The sequence below is a fragment of the Flavobacterium sp. genome (assembly GCF_025352425.1).
In the GTDB taxonomy this organism is placed as follows: Bacteria; Bacteroidota; Bacteroidia; order Flavobacteriales; family Flavobacteriaceae; genus Flavobacterium.
Window position 1 is genome coordinate 1 of the sequence record NZ_JANXTI010000059.1, and the last position, 17,802, is coordinate 17,802.

Sequence of the window (17,802 nt, forward strand, 5' to 3'; positions counted from 1 at the left end):
CAAAATCTTTTGAAGGATTTAAAACAAGAATTTTAGCTAAAATAACAGCATTAACTTTGGTTCAATATATCAATAAATTCATATTTGATAGACCAATAAACAATATTAAAAATCAAATTATTTAATTACACCCAACGGGTACTTACCGTATTTTTGTAGCATATAGCACAAATTGCTATACCCAATTTTATGAAGAATATTTATTTTAGCATTGCAGTTTTATTTTTTTGTTTCACGAGTTGTAAAAAAACTGAAGAAACTAATGTTGAAAATTCAAATGACACTATTTCTGTTCAGAAAGATAGCGTTGTTGAAGTGAAAGATACAGTTAGCTTTGATTCTACTGCAACGGAAGCATCTGCCTCATCTGATTCTACAGAATCCTCAGATGGTAAACTGCCAAACAAAATGTCAACATCAACATCAGTTTCCTATTCTGATCCATCAAAAGGAAAATATCCTTTGGCGGAAACCAAATGGAGATTGGTTGAGTTAAATGGAAATAAAGTTGATCCTACTACCAGAAGAGATTATTATATGAATTTTGATTCTAAAAGCGGAACTTTCAAGTCATTTGTGGGTTGCAACCGAATTACGGGAACTTATTTTATGAAAGCTACAACAAAATTAGCCTTTTCGAAAGTTAGTGCAACCAAAAAAGGATGTGATAACATCAAATTCGAAAATGACTTTATTAATACCATTCAGAAAACAGATAATTATATGATAGAAGGAAATATGCTTCATTTACATAGCGGCAAAAAAGCAATAGCTAAATTGGAAGCAATTAAATAAAACCAAACACATTTTATTGAATTAATCCTTGTCTTTGGCAGGGATTTTTTTTATCTTATCTTAATTGACTTGAGTATCTTTGTTTAAATAATTTTATAAAATGCCCAGAATTCTTGCTATTGATTATGGAATTAAACGTACGGGAATTGCCGTTACCGATGAGCTGCAAATTATTGCTTCCGGTTTGACTACAGTAGCTTCGGAAAATAGTATTGCATTTTTAAAAGAGTACTTTTTAAAAGAAGAAGTTATCAAAGTACTTATCGGCGAACCAAAGCAAATGAATGGTGAACCATCGGAAAGTACTCCGATTATCGAAAAATTCGTAACCGATTTTAAAACCCATTTTCCTGAAATGAAAATAGTTAGAGTTGACGAACGATTTACTTCGAAAATAGCTTTTCAAACTATGATTGACAGTGGACTAAAAAAGAAACAACGTCAAAATAAAGGCCTAATTGACGAAATTGCAGCTACTATTTTGTTACAAGATTATCTTACTCGAAAAATGATTTAATGGAACAGCCGGATGTAATTCTAATCGGCGCCGGAATAATGAGCGCAACATTGGGTGTTTTCCTTAAAGAATTACAACCTAATATTACCATTGATATTTATGAACGATTAGATAAACCGGCTCAGGAAAGTTCTGAAGCATGGAATAATGCAGGAACCGGTCATTCCGCTTTTTGCGAATTGAATTATACGCCTGAAACTGAAAGGGGAAATATCGATTGCACAAAGGCCATTCATATTGCCGAACAATTTCAATTATCACGACAGTTTTGGAGCTATTTGGTTGCGAATGATAAATTGCCAAATCCCGAAAAATTTATTCACAGCGTTCCTCATTTGAGTTTTGTCTGGGGAAATGAAAACGTGGATTTTCTTAAAAAAAGATATGAAACCTTAATCAAAAATCCGTTGTTTTCTGCCATGAAATTCAGCACTGATTTCGAACAATTAAAATCCTGGATGCCTTTGGTTATGGAAAACAGAAGCAGGGCTGAAAAAGTTCCTGCCACTTATATGCCACTGGGAACTGATGTAAATTTTGGCGCTTTGACCCAAGACATGTTTGATTATTTAGAAAAACAAGAAGGCGTAACTGTTCATTACAATCACGAGGTTACGAAAATTAAACAAAAAAAGGATAAGATTTGGCGCTTAAAAATCGAAAATCTGCCTACGGAAGAAACAGTAAAATCACGCGCTAAATTTGTATTTATAGGAGCTGGCGGCGGTTCACTATTATTGCTTGAAAAAGCAGATGTAAAAGAAGGGGAAGGCTTTGGTGGATTTCCGGTTTCCGGGCAATGGTTAAAATGCACTAACAAGGAAATCATTCAGAATCATCAGGTAAAAGTATATGGAAAGGCAAGTGTTGGCGCACCGCCTATGTCAGTTCCACATTTAGATACCCGTATCATCAATGGAAAAAAAGAATTGCTTTTTGGACCATTTGCAGGATTTTCAACAAAGTTTTTAAAGAATGGTTCGTATCTCGATTTGATAAAATCGATTGAAATTGAGAACATAATTCCGTTGCTTTCTGCGGGTTGGCATAATATTCCGTTGACAAAATATTTGGTACAGCAAGTAATGCAATCCGATGAAGAAAGAATAGAAGCGTTAAAAGAATATTTTCCAAATGCAAAGCAGGAAGAATGGGAATTACTGGAAGCCGGTCAACGCGTTCAGGTCATCAAAAAAGATGAAAAAGAAGGTGGAATTCTGGAATTTGGTACGGAAGTAATTTGTACATCTGACGGAACTTTGGCATGTTTGCTAGGCGCTTCTCCTGGAGCATCTACAGCTGTTGCCATCATGATTGATGTTTTGACTAAATGTTTTAGTGATGAGATGAAAAGCCCGACTTGGCATGAAAAATTAAAAAGGATGATACCGTCTTTCGGACAAACATTAAACGTGAACCCCGATTTGTATGCCTCGATTGCAGAAATGACAAGCAAAACTTTGAAATTATATTCATAATTTATTTTTTTGATTACTTTTGCATTCGACCCGAGGCTACAGGCCGTTGAAGGAAGTTAATAAAAACAAAGTTTTTTTTTTGAATACTCAACCTGAATCTACAAAAATGATTATTCCTATTTACGGTTATGGCGAGCCTGTTTTGCGGCAGGTTGGAGCAGAAATTTCGCCCGATTATCCGAATCTTTCAGCCATTATTGCCAATATGTATGACACAATGTACAATGCTTTTGGTGTTGGATTAGCCGCACCACAAGTAGGCTTACCGATTCGGTTGTTTATTATCGATACCGAACCTTTTAGCGACAGTAATGATTTAACAAAAGAAGAGCAGCAAAAGCTAAAAAACTTTAAGCAAACTTTTATCAATGCCAAAATGCTTCTTGAAGAAGGAGAAGAATGGGGTTTTAATGAAGGGTGCTTAAGCATTCCAGATGTTCGAGAGGATGTTTATCGTAATGAAAGAATAACCATTGAGTACTGCGATGAAAACTTCAACAAAAAAACCGAAGATTTTGAAGGCTTAATTGCACGTGTTATTCAACATGAATATGATCATATTGAAGGGATTTTATTTACCGATAAGATTTCAACACTAAAAAAAACACTGATTAAAAAGAAGTTACAGAACATTATGGATGGCAAAGCATTTCCGGATTACAGGATGAAATTTGCCAATAAAAAAGGACGATAAATAACAGTTATCAACTAAACATTTAAATATATTTGTTCCTAAATTAATTTAAAAAATGAACGTAGAAAAAATATTAGCCATTGCCGGAAAACCAGGATTATTTGAGCTAAAAATACAAACCCGCTCCGGATTTTTAGCAGAATCATTACTTGACGGAAAGAAAATCACTGTTGGATTACGTAGTAACGTCAGCTTACTTTCGGAAATATCAATGTATACTTATACCGAAGAAAAACCCTTGGTTGAAATCATGCGCGCTATTGCGGTTAAGGAAAATGAAGGGCCAACAGCTGTCTCTCATAAAGAAGATAATGCGAAGTTAATTAGCTATTTTCAGGAAATTTTACCCGATTACGATGAAGACAGGGTGTATGCTTCCGATATCAAAAAATTACTGAACTGGTACAATATTCTCCAGGCCAAAGGAATGGTTTCAAAAGAAGAACCAAAAGAAGATGCGAAGGTTGATAATGCTGATGAAATAAAAGAACAAGTCGTACAAGAAGTAAAAGCTAAAAAAGAAGCCACTAGAGCCAAAGTCGAACAGGGCGAAGCCAAACCGAAAGCTAAAAAATAGTTAATTACTTTCTAATAAATATAAATCCTATTGCTGAATTTCAGAAGTAGGATTTTTTATTTTTACGTTATGATGAATGCTGGCAGAGGTAAGATTGATGAAATCATAATAAATTAATAATTCAAAATAATAATGAACACACGCCAACAGCAACTCCAAGCTTTCAACAGATTACTCGACATCATGGACGATTTGCGCGCCAAATGCCCGTGGGATAAAAAGCAAACGCTGGAAAGTCTGCGTCATCTTACCATTGAAGAAACCTACGAATTGGGCGATGCCATATTAAATAACGACTTGCCCGAAATCAAAAAGGAATTAGGCGACTTGTTGCTGCACATTGTTTTTTATGCCAAAATTGGAAGCGAAACCGATAACTTTGATATGGCAGATGTGTGCAATGATATTTGTGAGAAACTGATTCACCGTCACCCTCATATTTATGGTGATGTTGTTGTTGCCGATGAAGAAGAAGTAAAGCAAAACTGGGAAAAGTTGAAGCTCAAAGAAGGCAAAAAATCGGTATTGGAAGGTGTTCCAAAGAGTTTACCTGCTTTGGTAAAAGCAAGCCGTATTCAGGATAAGGTAAAAGGCGTAGGTTTCGATTGGGAAGAACCACACCAAGTTTGGGACAAGGTGCAGGAAGAATTACAGGAATTGCAGGACGAAGTTAAAGTTGGTAACCAGGACAAGATAGAAGCCGAATTTGGCGACGTGTTGTTCTCGATGATTAATTACGCCAGATTCCTGAAAGTAAATCCCGAAGATGCCCTGGAGCGCACCAATAAGAAATTCATAAAACGATTCATGTATCTCGAAAGCAAAGCGGGTGAACTCGGGAAACCATTAATGGATATGACTTTGGCTGAGATGGATGTTTTCTGGAACGAAGCAAAAAAGCTGTAATTTTAGGCAGTAACCTCAAAAACATCAATGTAAATCCCAAAAACATCAATGCAAAGTTCAAAAACATTAGTACAAACCTTAAAAACATCAATGCATTAGATTCCTTTTTATATATTTGACTAGAGGCGCAAACCAGATTGTAGGAAGTGCAGCTGAATAAAAACCAACCAAACAGATGAAAGAAAAACACGAATTACAACGCTCTTTAGGATTAATAGATGCTACAAGTTTGGTGGCAGGTTCCATGATTGGCTCGGGAATCTTTTTAGTAACCGCAGCCATGGCTAGAGATGTTGGTTCTGCTGCCTGGATATTGGTAATTTGGTTAGTTACAGGTTTACTTACCATGTCAGCTGCCTTAAGTTATGGCGAATTGGCAGGAATGATGCCAAACGCCGGCGGACAGTATGTTTACATTCAGCGTGCTTACGGAAAATTAATTTCGTTCTTATACGGCTGGACCGTTTTCACAGTAATCCAGACAGGAACAATTGCTGCAGTAGCGGTAGCTTTTTCCAATTATACGGCGGTTTTCTTTCCGGTTTTAGAAAATAAAATCCTTACTATTGGCGAGAGTTTTTCGTTTACAAACAAACAGGTTTTAGCGATGTTTATTATCGCTTTACTAACTTTTATAAATACCAAAGGTATCAGAAGCGGAAAAATAATCCAAGTGGTTTTTACTTCCGCCAAATTAATTGCGTTGTTTGCCTTGATAACGTTGGGTATTTACATTGGTTTCCACACCAACACTTTTGCCGATAATTTTGCCAATATGTGGGAAGCAAAAAAAACAGTCTTGGAGGAAAATGGTACTTTGACGATTACCAAATTATCAGGAATAGCCTTGCTTGGTGCTATGGGTGCAACTATTATAAATTCATTGTTTTCGAGTGATGCCTGGAATAATGTGACTTTTATCGCGGGAGAAATTAAAGACCCAAAAAAGAATATTCCGAGAAGTTTATTTTTAGGAACATTTATTGTCACCATCATTTATATTTTGGCGAATATTGCTTACTTAGCCTTATTGCCATTAAACGGAACGCCGGACGGGACTGTAGTTCAAAACGGAATTATGTTTGCAAGCCAAGATAGAGTGGGAGCTGCAGCAGCAAGTGCTATCGTTGGAAATATTGGTGTTTTGGTAATGGCGGCATTAATTATGGTTTCTACCTTTGGATGTAATATCGGACTGATTTTATCGGGAGGAAGATTGTTTTATGCGATGGCAAAGGACGGTTTATTCTTCAGACAAGCGGGAGAATTAAATAATTATGATGTACCAGCCAAAGCGTTATGGATGCAGTGTCTTTGGGCTTGTTTCTTGTGTTTGACCGGGCGTTACGGAGATTTACTGGCATATGCCACTTTTGCGTCCCTACTGTTTTATATTTTAACGATAGGAGGATTATTCATTCTTCGTAAAAAAGAACCCGACGCCGAACGACCTTATAAAGCATTTGGTTATCCCGTTGTACCAATATTGTATATGGTTATTACCGGTCTGATTTGTATTGACTTAGTAATTTATGATACCCGAAATACAGGTTTAGGTTTGTTCATTGTTGCATTGGGAATTCCAGTTTACTATCTCTTTATGAAGAAAAAATAAATAATAAAATTCCCGATTTGAAACCTCAAATCGGGAATTTTCAATTAAATAATGTTTATTATTGTTTTGGTGCTGGTAACGCTTCCAACATTTCAATTTCAAAAATGATGTTAGCGTTTGGTGGAATCACATTTCCTGCGCCTCTTTCTCCATACCCTAATTTTGAAGGAATATATACTAACATTGTATCTCCAAAATTCATCAAGTTTAAGGCTTCAATAAATCCCGGAATTAAACCATCTTTCTTTCCATAAGCGAAAGGGAATGGCTGATAGCCGTTTTGTTTTGCTCTGTTTTCGTCATATTTACCATACTCTTTATTTACATTTTCTATACTGCTGTCAAAAAGACTTCCGTCTTCTAGGTACCCGGCATAATTAATGTAAACATTTGTACCTTCAACGGGTTTTTTACCTGCGCCTGCTTTAATAATTTTATATTTTAAACCGCTTGTAGTTTCGATTGCTGTAGCTTTGGTATCATTTAAGTATTTTGCTTTGGCAGCAATAACAGAACCAAATTTAGCATTATATTCTGCTTTTCTTTGCGCTTCAAATTCCGCTTGTTTTTTGTTATTTTCAGCAGCCATAGCCGCCTCATTTGCATCATCTCCAGCTTTGTTAACCATATAATCAGCAAAAGTTTTTGCAGCATCAAATTTCTTGGCATCAGCACCTTTTCTAACAATGGTAATTTTATTTATTACATCATCCTGAGCAATTTTATTTACCACATCCTGACCCGTTATAACATAACCAAAAATAGTATGTTTCCCCGTTAACCAAGCAGTCTCCTTGTGCGTAATAAAAAATTGAGAGCCATTTGTTTTCGGACCGGAATTTGCCATTGCCAAAATTCCGGCTTTGTCAAATTTTGCATCGGTAAACTCATCTTTAAAGGCATAACCCGGACCTCCGGAACCATTTCCTTGTGGATCACCACCCTGAATCATAAAATCTGCAATTACCCTATGAAATTTTAAGCCATCAAAAAAATGTTTTCCTTTTAGCTTTTCATCCGTAACAAAAGTATTAGTTCCTTCTGCAAGCGAAATAAAATTCGCAACGGTAATTGGTGTTTTTTGATATTCTAACTGAATAAGAATTTTTCCTTTTGCTGTTTCAATTTCAGCAAATATTCCATCATTGGCTGAAACTGTTGTCGGTTTTTTTACTGTTGCAGTTGCTACTGGTTTTTTTGACTTTGCCACTGGTTTTTTGGAAGTTTGTGCAGTGGCATTTATCATTCCAAGACAAATCAAAAGAAGAATGTTGAATTTAATTTTCATGATTATTAATTTTATACTTATGGTTTATTACTATTTATAATTTACTTTTTAGTTCTACTTCAAAAATCAAATTGGCATTTGGTGGAATTACATTTCCCGCGCCCTGTTCCCCGTAACCAAGATTGAAAGGTATAAAGAAAATCGCTTTCTCGCCCATTCTCAATTTACTCAATCCTTCAACAAAGCCAGGGATCATTCTGTTGGAACCCATTACATAAGGTAAAGCCAAATATCCGTTTTGCATTGCCCTTTGCTCGTCAAACTTACCAAATTCTTTGGCAACATTTGGGCTGCTCGTATCAAAAAGCGTTCCATCCTCTAAAAATCCGGCATATTCAATACTCACGGTTTCACCATCTTTGGGCTTATCTGCAGTTGATTTTTTTGTAATTTTAAATTTAAATCCCGATGAAGTTTTGGTTGCAGATTTCTTTAATTCGTTAAAATATATGACTTTCTGTTCTTTAACTATTTTATATTTAGCATCATTTATTTTTTTGTTTTCAGCTTCAATGGCGGCTCGTTTCTTTTGATTTTCAGCTTCGGCCTTAAAATAATCATTAAATATTTTTACAGCATCAAATTTCTTAACCGCTTCTCCTTTTCTGATAATAGTAACGGTTTTTATATAATCGTTTTTAACAATTGAACTGGCTACAGTCATTCCGTCTCCAATAACGCAGCCAAAAATAGAATGCTTTCCGTCCAACCAGGGAGTTGGAAGCAAAGTGATAAAAAATTGACTGCTGTTTGTATTGGGACCCGAATTTGCCATCGATAAAACACCAGCTTTATCATGTCGCAAGTCGGTAAATTCATCCCTACATTTGTAACCGGCATCTCCCGAACCATTACCTAACGGATCACCGGTTTGAATCATAAAATCTTCGGAATCACCATTTGATTTAGAGATTACACGGTGAAATTTTAATCCATTATAAAAAGGTTTTCCTTTAAATTCTTTGGATACAAATTGGTTTTTACCTTCGGCTAATGTAACAAAATTGGCTACCATAAAAGGAACCTTTTGATATTCAAGTTCTAATAAAATGTTTCCTTTCGAGGTTTCAATTTCGGCATATAAGCCATCTTTTAGGTCTTTATATTCGTCTTTACACGAAGTAAGAGTAAACGTAATAATGGCTAATAGAAAATAAATCTTTTTATTCATTTTTCGATAAATTAACTTCAGGTTTTAGTTTTTCTTTGGGTTTAAAATCGTTCAAGGTAACCGTGCAGATTATTGGTTGGTTTGACTTAATAAGTTTGTTATCACCATGATAACCGTAAGCCATGTGCGAAGGAAAAAGGAAAGTTATTTTCTCGGTTTTATGCATTAATTTAATTCCGTCACGCAGACCCATCAAAATATTTTGTTTGTCTACCACGTAGGTTTGTGGCCGTAACTCAATTTCCGAATAGACTACATTTCCTTTTAAATCCATGATTTCATAATCAAACTGGGCCACGTCACCTTTTTTTGGGCGAAGCGTGTCGCGTTCATTTTTGATTTGATAATGATACCAATACCCTTTTTTGGAAGCGATGTATTGTATTTTTGGATTGCTCCTGATGATAGAATCAATTTTTCCTTCTTCACCCGCGATTAATATTTTATTTCGTGCCGCTGATTCTTTCATGAATGTTCCCGAGGAACGCGAAATCGGCATTCGTGCCTGTTGTTGCTGTTTACAACTTAGGAAAGTCATAAAAGCTAAACAAAGCAAAATTATTTTTGATAGGTTTTTCATATTCTTAAATCGTTATTTTTGAGATCAACTCTTCAAATTTATTGGTAGTGGCTTTCATGCTTTCGTATGATTTTCCTCCGGCCGCATTGATGTGTCCACCGCCATTGAAATGTTCTCTGGCAAATTGATTAACATCAAATTCACCTTGTGAACGGAATGAAATCTTAATGATATTTTCATCGCGGTGTTCAATAAAAATCGCTGCAAAATGAATTCCTTTTATGCTTAGCCCATAGTTTACAACGCCTTCCGTATCACCTTTTTGGTAATTAAATTCATCCAGTTCTTTTTGCGAAAGCGTAATATAAGACGTTTTATATTCCGGAAAAACCTTTATATTTTGCAAAGCTCTTCCAAGAAGTTGCAATCTGTTGGCTGAATTATCATCAAACAATGAATTATGAATTTCACTATTATCAATGCCTAAGTCAATCAGTTCGGCAACAATTCGGTGTGTGGTACTTGTCGTTGAAGGAAAACGAAATGAACCCGAATCGGTTGCAATCCCCGTATAGATACAAGTTGCTATAGTTTTATCTAACAAGACTTTTTTATCCAAAAGCGAAATCAGATTATAAATCATTTCGCAAGTCGAACCAATTGTAGTATCAGAATAAGTAACCGTTGCATAAGTATCCGGTTTTTGATGATGATCAATCATAATCATTGGTGCCGAAAGTTTATTTAAAACTTGTTCCATTTCTCCGGTTCTATGCAACGCATTAAAATCTAAGGTAAAAACAAGTTCTGCTTCGTTCAATATTTTAGTACAATTTTCACGATTATTTTCATAAACCAAAACGGTTTCAGAGCCTGGTAACCAAGCTAAGAAATTCGGAAAGTCATTAGGAGAAATCACAACAGGCGTGTGATTTAATTTTAAAAGAAAATGATACAATGCCAATGTCGAACCCATGGCATCACCATCTGGGCTTCGGTGTGGGATAATGGCAACCTTTTTTGGCACTGTCAGTAAATTTTGAAGGGCAAAAATTTCTTCTTTTTTCATAGTTGGCGAATGTACTAAAAAATGAAATACCGTTTGTACAGATTAAGGAGATTTTAAGTTTTATCGGGAGAGCAAAAGACCAAACCAAACGGCAAAAAGTCCGAGAAGAATGCTCAACGCCATGTATCCAAATGCCATTAATGAATTGTTGTTTTGAAACAGATTAAAATTCTCCATTCCAAATGCAGAGAAAGTCGTATAACCACCACAGAAACCAGTTACTAAAAACCATTTTAACTGGCTGTCATTTAAATTATTTTTTGCTAAAATCCCAATGAATAAACCAATCAAAAAGCAACCAATAACATTCGCAATAAATGTCGCCAACGGAAACTGATTTGACCAAAATCTTGAAACTAAGAGGGTTGTCAGAAAACGAAGAACGCTTCCTATAGCACCGCCAATTGCTACGTATAAAATAGTTTTTATCATTCTAAGGCTTCAATTTTTTAGGCAAACTTGCTTCTTCTGTTTTACTCGAAGGCTCAATCAATTTGTTTAATTGTTTGATTTCATCCTCGGTCAATTCACGAAATCTACCAACATGAACATCCAAAGAAATATTGATAATTCGGGTTCTTTTCAATGCCGTAACTTCATAATCAAGATACTCGCACATTCTCCTTATCTGGCGGTTTAGTCCTTGTGTGAGGATAATTCTAAAGACAAATTTGCTGATTTGTTCTACCTTACATTTTCGGGTAACCGTATCCAATATTGGAACACCGTTGCTCATTTTTTCAATAAACCTATCCGTAATCGGACGATTTACAGTTACTATATATTCCTTTTCATGATTGTTTCGGGCACGTAGAATCTTGTTGACAATATCGCCGTCATCTGTCATAAAAATCAAACCTTCGCTGGCTTTGTCCAAACGTCCAATCGGGAAAATTCGCTTCGGATAATTGATATAATCTACAATATTATCCCGCACATTTTGATTCGTCGTACACTCAATTCCAACTGGTTTGTTAAACGCTAAATAAATTGGTTTTTCCCTTTTTTCCCGAACTAGTTTTCCGTCAACGCGAACTTCATCCTCAATAGAAACTTTTGTTCCCATTTCCGGAACTTTTCCATTGATTGTAATTCGGCCTTCCTCCAATAATTTATCAGCTTCACGACGGGAACAAAACCCAGATTCTGAAAGAAATTTATTGATGCGCGTCTGATTGATTTCCATTGGGCAAATATAGGATAATTTAAGATGTTGAATTTAAATTCATTTTTTTGATAAGTAAGTTAATAAATGGTTTCAAAAAAGTAAAAAAAAGGTTTGTAAGTAGTAAGATTTTGCTATTTTTACGCACATGAACATACAAGGAAAACTTATAATTATTGGTGGTGCTGTTGATAAAGGCAGTTTTACTGAAACAGATTTGGATAAAAATGCAGCAAAGAATTTGAATTTTTTTGAAGCAGGAATTTTAAAAAGGATTATTGACGAATCGAAGCATAAGAAAGAGTCCCGTATTGAAGTTATTACAACCGCTTCAAAAATCCCGAAAGAAATTGGTCCCGAATATGTTAAAGCTTTGCACTATCTTGGAGCTGATAATGTAGATGTTATAAATATAGAGCGTCGGGAGCAAGCTACAGATCCGGAAATCCTTGAGCGTTTAAAAGCTGCTGATGTGGTTATGTTTACTGGTGGTGATCAATTGCGACTGACGTCAATTCTTGGAGGAACTCCATTCCATGATATTCTTTTAGACAAGTACCATAACGAGGATTTTGTATATGCAGGAACTTCTGCGGGTGCAGCGGCTGCTTCAAATAATATGATTTATCAGGGAAGTAGTTCAGAAGCTTTGCTGAAAGGTGAAGTAAAAATTACCAGCGGTTTAGGTTTGATTGATGGAGTAATTATCGATACGCATTTTGTGCAACGTGGCAGAATTGGTCGTTTGTTTCAAGCTGTAGTTGGTAATCCAAAAGTATTGGGAATCGGACTTGGAGAAGATACAGGTTTGCTGATTACAAATAATTCTATGATGGAAGCTATAGGCTCCGGATTAGTGATTCTGGTTGACGGCAAAGAAATAAAAGACACTAATTTAACGCAAGTTGAACTAGGGCAGCCTATATCAATCAATCATTTGGTCACTCATGTGATGAGTATTCATGATACTTTTGATTTGACTAATTTCAAAATGACGATTAAATCTTCGCAATACGTATAAATAGTTATCGGTTATCTGTTGTCAGTTAAAACAGAAGACCGATAACCTACAACCTATAACTCATAACAATGAAGCTAATCATCCACGGCGGATTTTTCTCTGAATCATCAACCAATCACGAAACAAAGGTTGCCAAACAGCAGGCGTTGCTTCGTATTGTCAAAGATTCCTATGACTTTTTGAAAACACATACGGCTTTGGAAACGGTGGTTTATGCAACGTCACTTTTGGAAGATGATGACTTGTTCAATGCAGGCATCGGTTCGCAGATTCAAAGCGATGGAAAAATCAGAATGAGTGCTTCTTTGATGGATGGTGCTACGATGAAAATGAGTGGTGTTATCAATATTGAAGAAGTAAAAAACCCTGTTCTGGTAGCTGAAGTTTTATTGAATTATGATGATAAAGTTCTTGGCGGAAGCGGAGCAACTAATTTTGCCAGAGAACACGGATTCAGACAATTCTCTACCGAAACTCCACAACGGCGCTCAGAATACGAAGCCAAACTTGCTGCTACCCGAGTAGGAACTGTAGGCTGTGTAGCGTTAGACAACGAAGGAAAAATAGCGGTTGCAACTTCTACAGGCGGAAAAGGTTTTGAAATGCTGGGAAGAATCTCTGATTCGGCAACCGTTGCAGGAAATTATGCCAATGAATTTTGTGGCGTAAGTTTAACCGGAGTTGGCGAAGACATTGTAAGTGGAGCCGTAGCTGCCAAAATTGTAACCCGTGTTACCGATGGATTTTCATTAGAGCAAGCTTTTGAAAAAACCTTTGCAGAATTGTTGCCTTTTGATGGTTTTGCCGGCGCAATTGCCATTGATAGCAAAGGAAATGTATTTCACCAAGATTCGCATCCAAGTATGGTTTATGCGAGTTTTGATGGAGAAAACGAAGAAGTTTTTAATTAGAATTCTTTTTCATATTTCTCAAAGAAAACTAAACATGAATAATAGCCCCGATTGGAGCTGGCTGCCCTGCCTGACGGCAGGCAGGCAGGCAGCGCGGAAAGCGGGACGGCTGGTTTAAGAAAGACAATTGACGTGCTACTAAATAAAAAGAATCCCAATCTTTCGATTAGGATTCTTTTATAAGTAAGTTAAATAAGTTGTACAAACGTTTATTTTACTTTATTAAGTACTGCTTTGAAAGCTTCCGGGTGATTCATTGCTAAATCGGCAAGAACTTTACGGTTCAATTCGATTCCGTTAGCTTTTACTTTCCCCATAAACTGTGAATAAGACATTCCTTCTAAACGGGCTCCGGCGTTGATACGCTGAATCCATAAAGCACGGAAATTTCTTTTGTTCACTTTTCTGTCACGGTAAGCGTAGCACATTGCTTTCTCAACCGCGTTCTTAGCAACCGTCCAAACGTTTTTACGACGACCAAAGAAACCTTTGGCTTGCTTCATTATCTTTTTTCTTCTTGCTCTTTTAGCAACTGAATTTACTGATCTTGGCATAATTTTTCTGTTTTTTTGTAGCAGGCGTACCGAATTTAATCAAGGTAACTTTGTGGCCATACTCCAAGGTTATTTAAATAATTTTTAACCTAAAGAAAGACTAAAAGCTAATAGCTATTAGATAATTCTTAATTGTTGTTTGATGCTTTTCTCATCTGTTTTGTGAACCAAAGCAGAATGCGTTAAAGCCAATTTACGCTTTTTGGATTTTTTAGTCAGGATGTGACTTTTAAAAGCGTGTTTTCTCTTGATTTTTCCAGAGCCAGTTACTTTGAATCGCTTCTTAGCACTGGATTTTGTTTTCATTTTAGGCATTTTTTCCTAGTTTATTTAATTTAACTTACTTACTTGTCATTGCGAGCTTGCGAAGCAATCTCGTTGTATTACTTTGTCTTCTTCTTCGGAGCAATGAACATAATCATTCTTTTTCCTTCTAACACAGGCATGGCTTCCACCTTTCCGTATTCCTCTAAATCCTGTGCCAAACGCAATAACAGGATTTGTCCTTGCTCTTTATATATAATCGAACGTCCTTTGAAGAAAACAAATGCTTTCAATTTTGAACCTTCCTTTAAAAACTTCTCCGCATTTTTTCTTTTAAATTCGTAATCGTGCTCATCTGTCTGAGGACCAAAACGTATTTCTTTTACAACAATTTGTGTAGATTTTGCTTTGAGCTGTTTGTCTCTCTTTTTTTGTTCGTAAATGAATTTTCCATAATCCATTAATTTACAAACCGGAGGAACGGCATTTGGAGAAATTTCTACCAAATCTACTTCTTGCTCTTCAGCCAAACGCAACGCATCAGAGAATTTAAATACTCCTGGCTCAATGTTTTCTCCTACCAGACGAACTTCTGAAACGCCACGAATTAATTCATTTATTCTGTGGGCTGCTGTTTTTTCTACTCGAGGACTATAGCCTCTGTTGTTTCTTATTGCTATGACTTTATTTTTTTAATTAAACTTCAAATGTTTTTAACGTTTTTCCTATTTCTTCATTTACAATTGCTGCAAATTCTTCAATAGTTACCGAAATATTTCCTTTTCCTTCCTGCCCATGACGACGAACAGAGATAGTTCCATTTTTCTCTTCTTCCTCGCCAACTATCAGCATGAACGGCATTTTCTGAACTTCAGCGTCTCTAATTTTCTTCCCAATCGTCTCGTTGCGGTTGTCAATTAGGGCGCGAATTTCGTGATTTTCTAGCAATTCTAAAACTTTTTTAGCATAATTTTCATATTTCTCGCTCAAAGAAAGTATTATTGCCTGTTCAGGCATCAGCCAGAGCGGGAAATTTCCTGCTGTGTGTTCCAATAAAATTGCTATGAAACGTTCCATCGAACCAAAAGGCGCTCTGTGAATCATCACTGGTCGGTGTAATTTGTCATCGGCTCCTTTATAAGTCAGTTCAAAACGCTCCGGTAAGTTATAATCTACTTGGATTGTTCCCAATTGCCATTGTCTTCCTAAAGCATCCTTCACCATGAAATCCAGTTTCGGACCGTAAAATGCAGCTTCACCATATTCAATTACATAATTCAAACCTTTATCGCTTGCGGCGCTGATAATTGCGCTTTCGGCTTTTTCCCAGTTTTCGTCACTTCCAATATATTTATCTCTGTTTTCTTTGTCTCTTAACGAAACTTGCGCGGTAAAGTTTTCAAACCCTAATGAACCAAAAACATACAATACTAAGTCGATTACTTTTTTGAATTCCGAATCCAGTTGGTCCGGTGTACAGAAAATATGTGCATCATCCTGCGTGAATCCTCGGACACGAGTCAAGCCGTGAAGTTCTCCCGATTGCTCATAACGGTAAACAGTTCCGAATTCAGCATAGCGCTTTGGTAAATCCTTGTATGACCAAGGTTTATTATTGTATATCTCGCAGTGATGTGGACAGTTCATAGGTTTCAATAAAAACTCTTCACCTTCAGCCGGAGTATGAATTGGTTGGAAGCTATCAGCACCATATTTGGCGTAATGTCCCGAAGTTACATACAATTCTTTTTGCCCAATATGTGGCGTAACTACTTGTTCGTAACCCGCTTTTTTCTGTGCTTTTTTCAAGAATTGTTCTAGTCTGTCACGCAAAGCAGCACCTCTTGGTAGCCATAATGGCAACCCTTGACCTACCTTTTGTGAAAACGCAAACAATTCTAATTCTTTACCAAGTTTTCTGTGGTCACGACGTTTGGCTTCTTCCAGTAATTCCAAATATTCAGTCAAATCTTTTTGTTTCGGGAACGAAACTCCGTAAACACGTGTCAACTGCTTGTTCTTCTCATCGCCACGCCAGTAAGCACCGGCAACGCTCATGATTTTCATCGCTTTGATGATTCCGGTATTCGGAATATGGCCACCACGACACAAATCAAAAAAGTTAGCATGATCACAAAACGTAATCGTTCCGTCTTCAAGATTCGAAATCAATTCGGTTTTGTATTCATTATTTTTATAAACTTCCAAAGCTTCAGCTTTAGAAACCGGACGCATCTTAAATTCGTGCTTCTCTCGCGAAACCTCTAAAACCCTGTCTTCAACTTTCTTAAAATCAGCATCAGTGATTTTTTGGTCACCAAAATCCACATCATAATAAAAACCATTGTCAATCGCTGGGCCAAGCGTTAACTTAATCCCGGGAAACTGCTCCTCTAAGACTTGAGCCATAACGTGCGAAGTCGAATGCCAGAAAGCTTTTTTACCTTCCTTGTCATTCCAGGTGTACAATATAAGTGAACCGTCCGTGGTTAATTCGGTTTCCGTTTCAACTGTTGTACCATTAAAAGCAGCCGAAATAACATTTCGAGCCAATCCTTCACTGATGCTTTTCGCAACATCCATTGGAGTTGAATTCTTCTCAAACTCCTTAACCGAACCGTCAGGTAGTGTAATCTTTATCATTCCTAAAATTTTATGGACTGCAAATATAGGAGATTACCAAAACACATACAATACTAGCAGCATAATATATTAAAGATAATCAGGAGCACACAATTGCGGTATTCAGGAAGTGCCTTCCCGCTGTCCGTTATATCTTTTTCTTGAAAAAGAAAAAGGATGCCACTTCCATCGGGGCTAAAGAGAGATTTAGTCATATCCTTGAGGTAGTTACTCTATAGATGAAGCATAGATACTCCATAGATGAAGCATGGATAGTGCATGGATAGTGTATGCGTAATGCATCAGCAATTATGTAAAACAGGTATTTTAATGCCACTTTTTACAAACCTTGACAAACTGCAGTTGTAAGCTACAAGTTATCAACACCTTAAAAAAACCTCCAAAAATATTTGGAACAAAAGTGATTTAGTTTTTATATTTGCACCCCGCAAGAGTGGAGTTCTTGATTATTTTGAAGCAAAGTGTTGGCGAGGAAATAAATTCAAAAATAATTTTAAAAAGCCTTGTTGGTTAGAAAAGAATAGTTACTTTTGCACCCGCTTTGAGAGAGAAGCGACATTAAAAAAGAAGACACGTTCATAGACATATTGAATTGACAGCCGTTTTAAACAGAG

General features: G+C 36.4%; 19 protein-coding genes and 1 pseudogene. 10 read left to right on the plus strand and 10 right to left on the minus strand.

The window, feature by feature from the left end; genetic code table 11:
- The 8 genes and pseudogenes from Q0Q99_RS07910 to Q0Q99_RS07945 form a co-directional block, all read left to right on the plus strand.
- Nucleotides 1-125, plus strand: a pseudogene (locus tag Q0Q99_RS07910) (IS982 family transposase); the annotation flags it as partial.
- A 64-nt stretch (nt 126-189) separates the two neighbouring features.
- Nucleotides 190-795 carry an META domain-containing protein gene (locus tag Q0Q99_RS07915; RefSeq protein WP_293893970.1) on the plus strand — a complete coding sequence of 202 codons (606 nt, stop codon included), beginning with the start codon at nt 190-192 and terminating at the stop codon, nt 793-795.
- A gap of 100 nt (nt 796-895) precedes the next feature.
- Nucleotides 896-1,312, plus strand: coding sequence for a Holliday junction resolvase RuvX (gene ruvX / locus Q0Q99_RS07920; RefSeq protein WP_293893973.1), 417 nt, complete (start codon nt 896-898; stop codon nt 1,310-1,312).
- Complete coding sequence (locus Q0Q99_RS07925; RefSeq protein ID WP_293893976.1) at nt 1,312-2,790, plus strand: malate:quinone oxidoreductase; 1,479 nt, start codon at nt 1,312-1,314, stop codon at nt 2,788-2,790. Before ruvX ends, Q0Q99_RS07925 begins: the two co-directional genes overlap by 1 nt.
- A gap of 106 nt (nt 2,791-2,896) precedes the next feature.
- Nucleotides 2,897-3,484, plus strand: coding sequence for a peptide deformylase (gene def, locus Q0Q99_RS07930; protein WP_293893979.1), 588 nt, complete (start codon nt 2,897-2,899; stop codon nt 3,482-3,484).
- A gap of 55 nt (nt 3,485-3,539) precedes the next feature.
- Nucleotides 3,540-4,061 (plus strand): DUF5606 domain-containing protein, encoded by a 522-nt coding sequence (locus tag Q0Q99_RS07935; RefSeq protein ID WP_293893982.1) that lies wholly within the window; start codon nt 3,540-3,542, stop codon nt 4,059-4,061.
- 132 nt (nt 4,062-4,193) lie between these two features.
- On the plus strand, nt 4,194-4,967 hold the full coding sequence (gene mazG, locus Q0Q99_RS07940; protein WP_293893985.1) for a nucleoside triphosphate pyrophosphohydrolase: 774 nt from the start codon (nt 4,194-4,196) through the stop codon (nt 4,965-4,967).
- 175 nt (nt 4,968-5,142) lie between these two features.
- Nucleotides 5,143-6,582: an APC family permease gene (locus Q0Q99_RS07945; protein ID WP_293893988.1), complete on the plus strand. Its 1,440-nt coding sequence runs from the start codon at nt 5,143-5,145 to the stop codon at nt 6,580-6,582.
- 58 nt (nt 6,583-6,640) lie between these two features.
- Here the strand turns inward: Q0Q99_RS07945 and Q0Q99_RS07950 are convergent, their stop codons facing one another.
- The 6 genes from Q0Q99_RS07950 to rluF are packed head-to-tail and all read right to left on the minus strand — an operon-like array spanning nt 6,641 to nt 11,816.
- A complete protein-coding gene (locus tag Q0Q99_RS07950; protein WP_293894034.1) occupies nt 6,641-7,864 on the minus strand; it encodes a peptidylprolyl isomerase in 1,224 nt (407 codons plus the stop codon).
- 40 nt (nt 7,865-7,904) lie between these two features.
- Nucleotides 7,905-9,041, minus strand: coding sequence for a peptidylprolyl isomerase (locus Q0Q99_RS07955; protein ID WP_293893991.1), 1,137 nt, complete (start codon nt 9,039-9,041; stop codon nt 7,905-7,907).
- Nucleotides 9,034-9,621 (minus strand): gliding motility-associated peptidyl-prolyl isomerase GldI, encoded by a 588-nt coding sequence (gene gldI, locus Q0Q99_RS07960; RefSeq protein ID WP_293893994.1) that lies wholly within the window; start codon nt 9,619-9,621, stop codon nt 9,034-9,036. Before gldI ends, Q0Q99_RS07955 begins: the two co-directional genes overlap by 8 nt.
- A 4-nt stretch (nt 9,622-9,625) precedes the next feature.
- Nucleotides 9,626-10,630, minus strand: coding sequence for a bifunctional oligoribonuclease/PAP phosphatase NrnA (locus Q0Q99_RS07965; protein ID WP_293893997.1), 1,005 nt, complete (start codon nt 10,628-10,630; stop codon nt 9,626-9,628).
- 60 nt (nt 10,631-10,690) lie between these two features.
- Nucleotides 10,691-11,062, minus strand: a complete 372-nt coding sequence (gene crcB / locus Q0Q99_RS07970) for a fluoride efflux transporter CrcB (RefSeq protein WP_293893999.1) — start codon at nt 11,060-11,062, stop codon at nt 10,691-10,693.
- A gap of 1 nt (nt 11,063) precedes the next feature.
- Nucleotides 11,064-11,816, minus strand: a complete 753-nt coding sequence (gene rluF, locus Q0Q99_RS07975) for a 23S rRNA pseudouridine(2604) synthase RluF (RefSeq protein WP_293894002.1) — start codon at nt 11,814-11,816, stop codon at nt 11,064-11,066.
- 127 nt (nt 11,817-11,943) lie between these two features.
- Between rluF and Q0Q99_RS07980 the strand changes: the two genes are divergently transcribed.
- Nucleotides 11,944-12,816, plus strand: coding sequence for a cyanophycinase (locus Q0Q99_RS07980; protein WP_293894005.1), 873 nt, complete (start codon nt 11,944-11,946; stop codon nt 12,814-12,816).
- Between the two features lie 68 nt (nt 12,817-12,884).
- Nucleotides 12,885-13,727 carry an isoaspartyl peptidase/L-asparaginase gene (locus tag Q0Q99_RS07985; RefSeq protein ID WP_293894008.1) on the plus strand — a complete coding sequence of 281 codons (843 nt, stop codon included), beginning with the start codon at nt 12,885-12,887 and terminating at the stop codon, nt 13,725-13,727.
- A gap of 209 nt (nt 13,728-13,936) precedes the next feature.
- Here the strand turns inward: Q0Q99_RS07985 and rplT are convergent, their stop codons facing one another.
- The 4 genes from rplT to thrS all read right to left on the minus strand — a co-directional run bounded on the left by rplT (nt 13,937) and on the right by thrS (nt 17,188).
- A complete protein-coding gene (rplT, locus tag Q0Q99_RS07990; protein ID WP_035633036.1) occupies nt 13,937-14,281 on the minus strand; it encodes a 50S ribosomal protein L20 in 345 nt (114 codons plus the stop codon).
- A 117-nt stretch (nt 14,282-14,398) separates the two neighbouring features.
- The gene (gene rpmI, locus Q0Q99_RS07995; RefSeq protein ID WP_011921545.1) at nt 14,399-14,596 is read right to left on the minus strand and encodes a 50S ribosomal protein L35; all 198 of its coding nucleotides are present in this window, start codon (nt 14,594-14,596) and stop codon (nt 14,399-14,401) included.
- A gap of 68 nt (nt 14,597-14,664) precedes the next feature.
- The gene (gene infC, locus Q0Q99_RS08000) at nt 14,665-15,165 is read right to left on the minus strand and encodes a translation initiation factor IF-3 (RefSeq protein WP_293894037.1); all 501 of its coding nucleotides are present in this window, start codon (nt 15,163-15,165) and stop codon (nt 14,665-14,667) included.
- Nucleotides 15,166-15,241: 76 nt separating this feature from the next.
- Nucleotides 15,242-17,188, minus strand: coding sequence for a threonine--tRNA ligase (gene thrS / locus Q0Q99_RS08005; protein WP_293894031.1), 1,947 nt, complete (start codon nt 17,186-17,188; stop codon nt 15,242-15,244).
- Between the last annotated feature and the right edge of the window lie 614 nt (nt 17,189-17,802).

What these genes read in the sequence shown, in the direction of transcription:
- rluF (WP_293894002.1), bottom strand. Translation starts at nt 11,816, where the DNA reads ATGGAAATCAATCAGACGCGCATCAATAAATTTCTTTCAGAATCTGGG.
- mazG (WP_293893985.1), top strand. Translation starts at nt 4,194, where the DNA reads ATGAACACACGCCAACAGCAACTCCAAGCTTTCAACAGATTACTCGAC.
- Q0Q99_RS07955 (WP_293893991.1), bottom strand. Translation starts at nt 9,041, where the DNA reads ATGAATAAAAAGATTTATTTTCTATTAGCCATTATTACGTTTACTCTT.
- Q0Q99_RS07935 (WP_293893982.1), top strand. Translation starts at nt 3,540, where the DNA reads ATGAACGTAGAAAAAATATTAGCCATTGCCGGAAAACCAGGATTATTT.
- gldI (WP_293893994.1), bottom strand. Translation starts at nt 9,621, where the DNA reads ATGAAAAACCTATCAAAAATAATTTTGCTTTGTTTAGCTTTTATGACT.
- Q0Q99_RS07965 (WP_293893997.1), bottom strand. Translation starts at nt 10,630, where the DNA reads ATGAAAAAAGAAGAAATTTTTGCCCTTCAAAATTTACTGACAGTGCCA.
- Q0Q99_RS07915 (WP_293893970.1), top strand. Translation starts at nt 190, where the DNA reads ATGAAGAATATTTATTTTAGCATTGCAGTTTTATTTTTTTGTTTCACG.
- Q0Q99_RS07985 (WP_293894008.1), top strand. Translation starts at nt 12,885, where the DNA reads ATGAAGCTAATCATCCACGGCGGATTTTTCTCTGAATCATCAACCAAT.
- crcB (WP_293893999.1), bottom strand. Translation starts at nt 11,062, where the DNA reads ATGATAAAAACTATTTTATACGTAGCAATTGGCGGTGCTATAGGAAGC.
- rpmI (WP_011921545.1), bottom strand. Translation starts at nt 14,596, where the DNA reads ATGCCTAAAATGAAAACAAAATCCAGTGCTAAGAAGCGATTCAAAGTA.
- Q0Q99_RS07980 (WP_293894005.1), top strand. Translation starts at nt 11,944, where the DNA reads ATGAACATACAAGGAAAACTTATAATTATTGGTGGTGCTGTTGATAAA.
- ruvX (WP_293893973.1), top strand. Translation starts at nt 896, where the DNA reads ATGCCCAGAATTCTTGCTATTGATTATGGAATTAAACGTACGGGAATT.
- rplT (WP_035633036.1), bottom strand. Translation starts at nt 14,281, where the DNA reads ATGCCAAGATCAGTAAATTCAGTTGCTAAAAGAGCAAGAAGAAAAAAG.
- thrS (WP_293894031.1), bottom strand. Translation starts at nt 17,188, where the DNA reads ATGATAAAGATTACACTACCTGACGGTTCGGTTAAGGAGTTTGAGAAG.
- Q0Q99_RS07945 (WP_293893988.1), top strand. Translation starts at nt 5,143, where the DNA reads ATGAAAGAAAAACACGAATTACAACGCTCTTTAGGATTAATAGATGCT.
- Q0Q99_RS07925 (WP_293893976.1), top strand. Translation starts at nt 1,312, where the DNA reads ATGGAACAGCCGGATGTAATTCTAATCGGCGCCGGAATAATGAGCGCA.
- def (WP_293893979.1), top strand. Translation starts at nt 2,897, where the DNA reads ATGATTATTCCTATTTACGGTTATGGCGAGCCTGTTTTGCGGCAGGTT.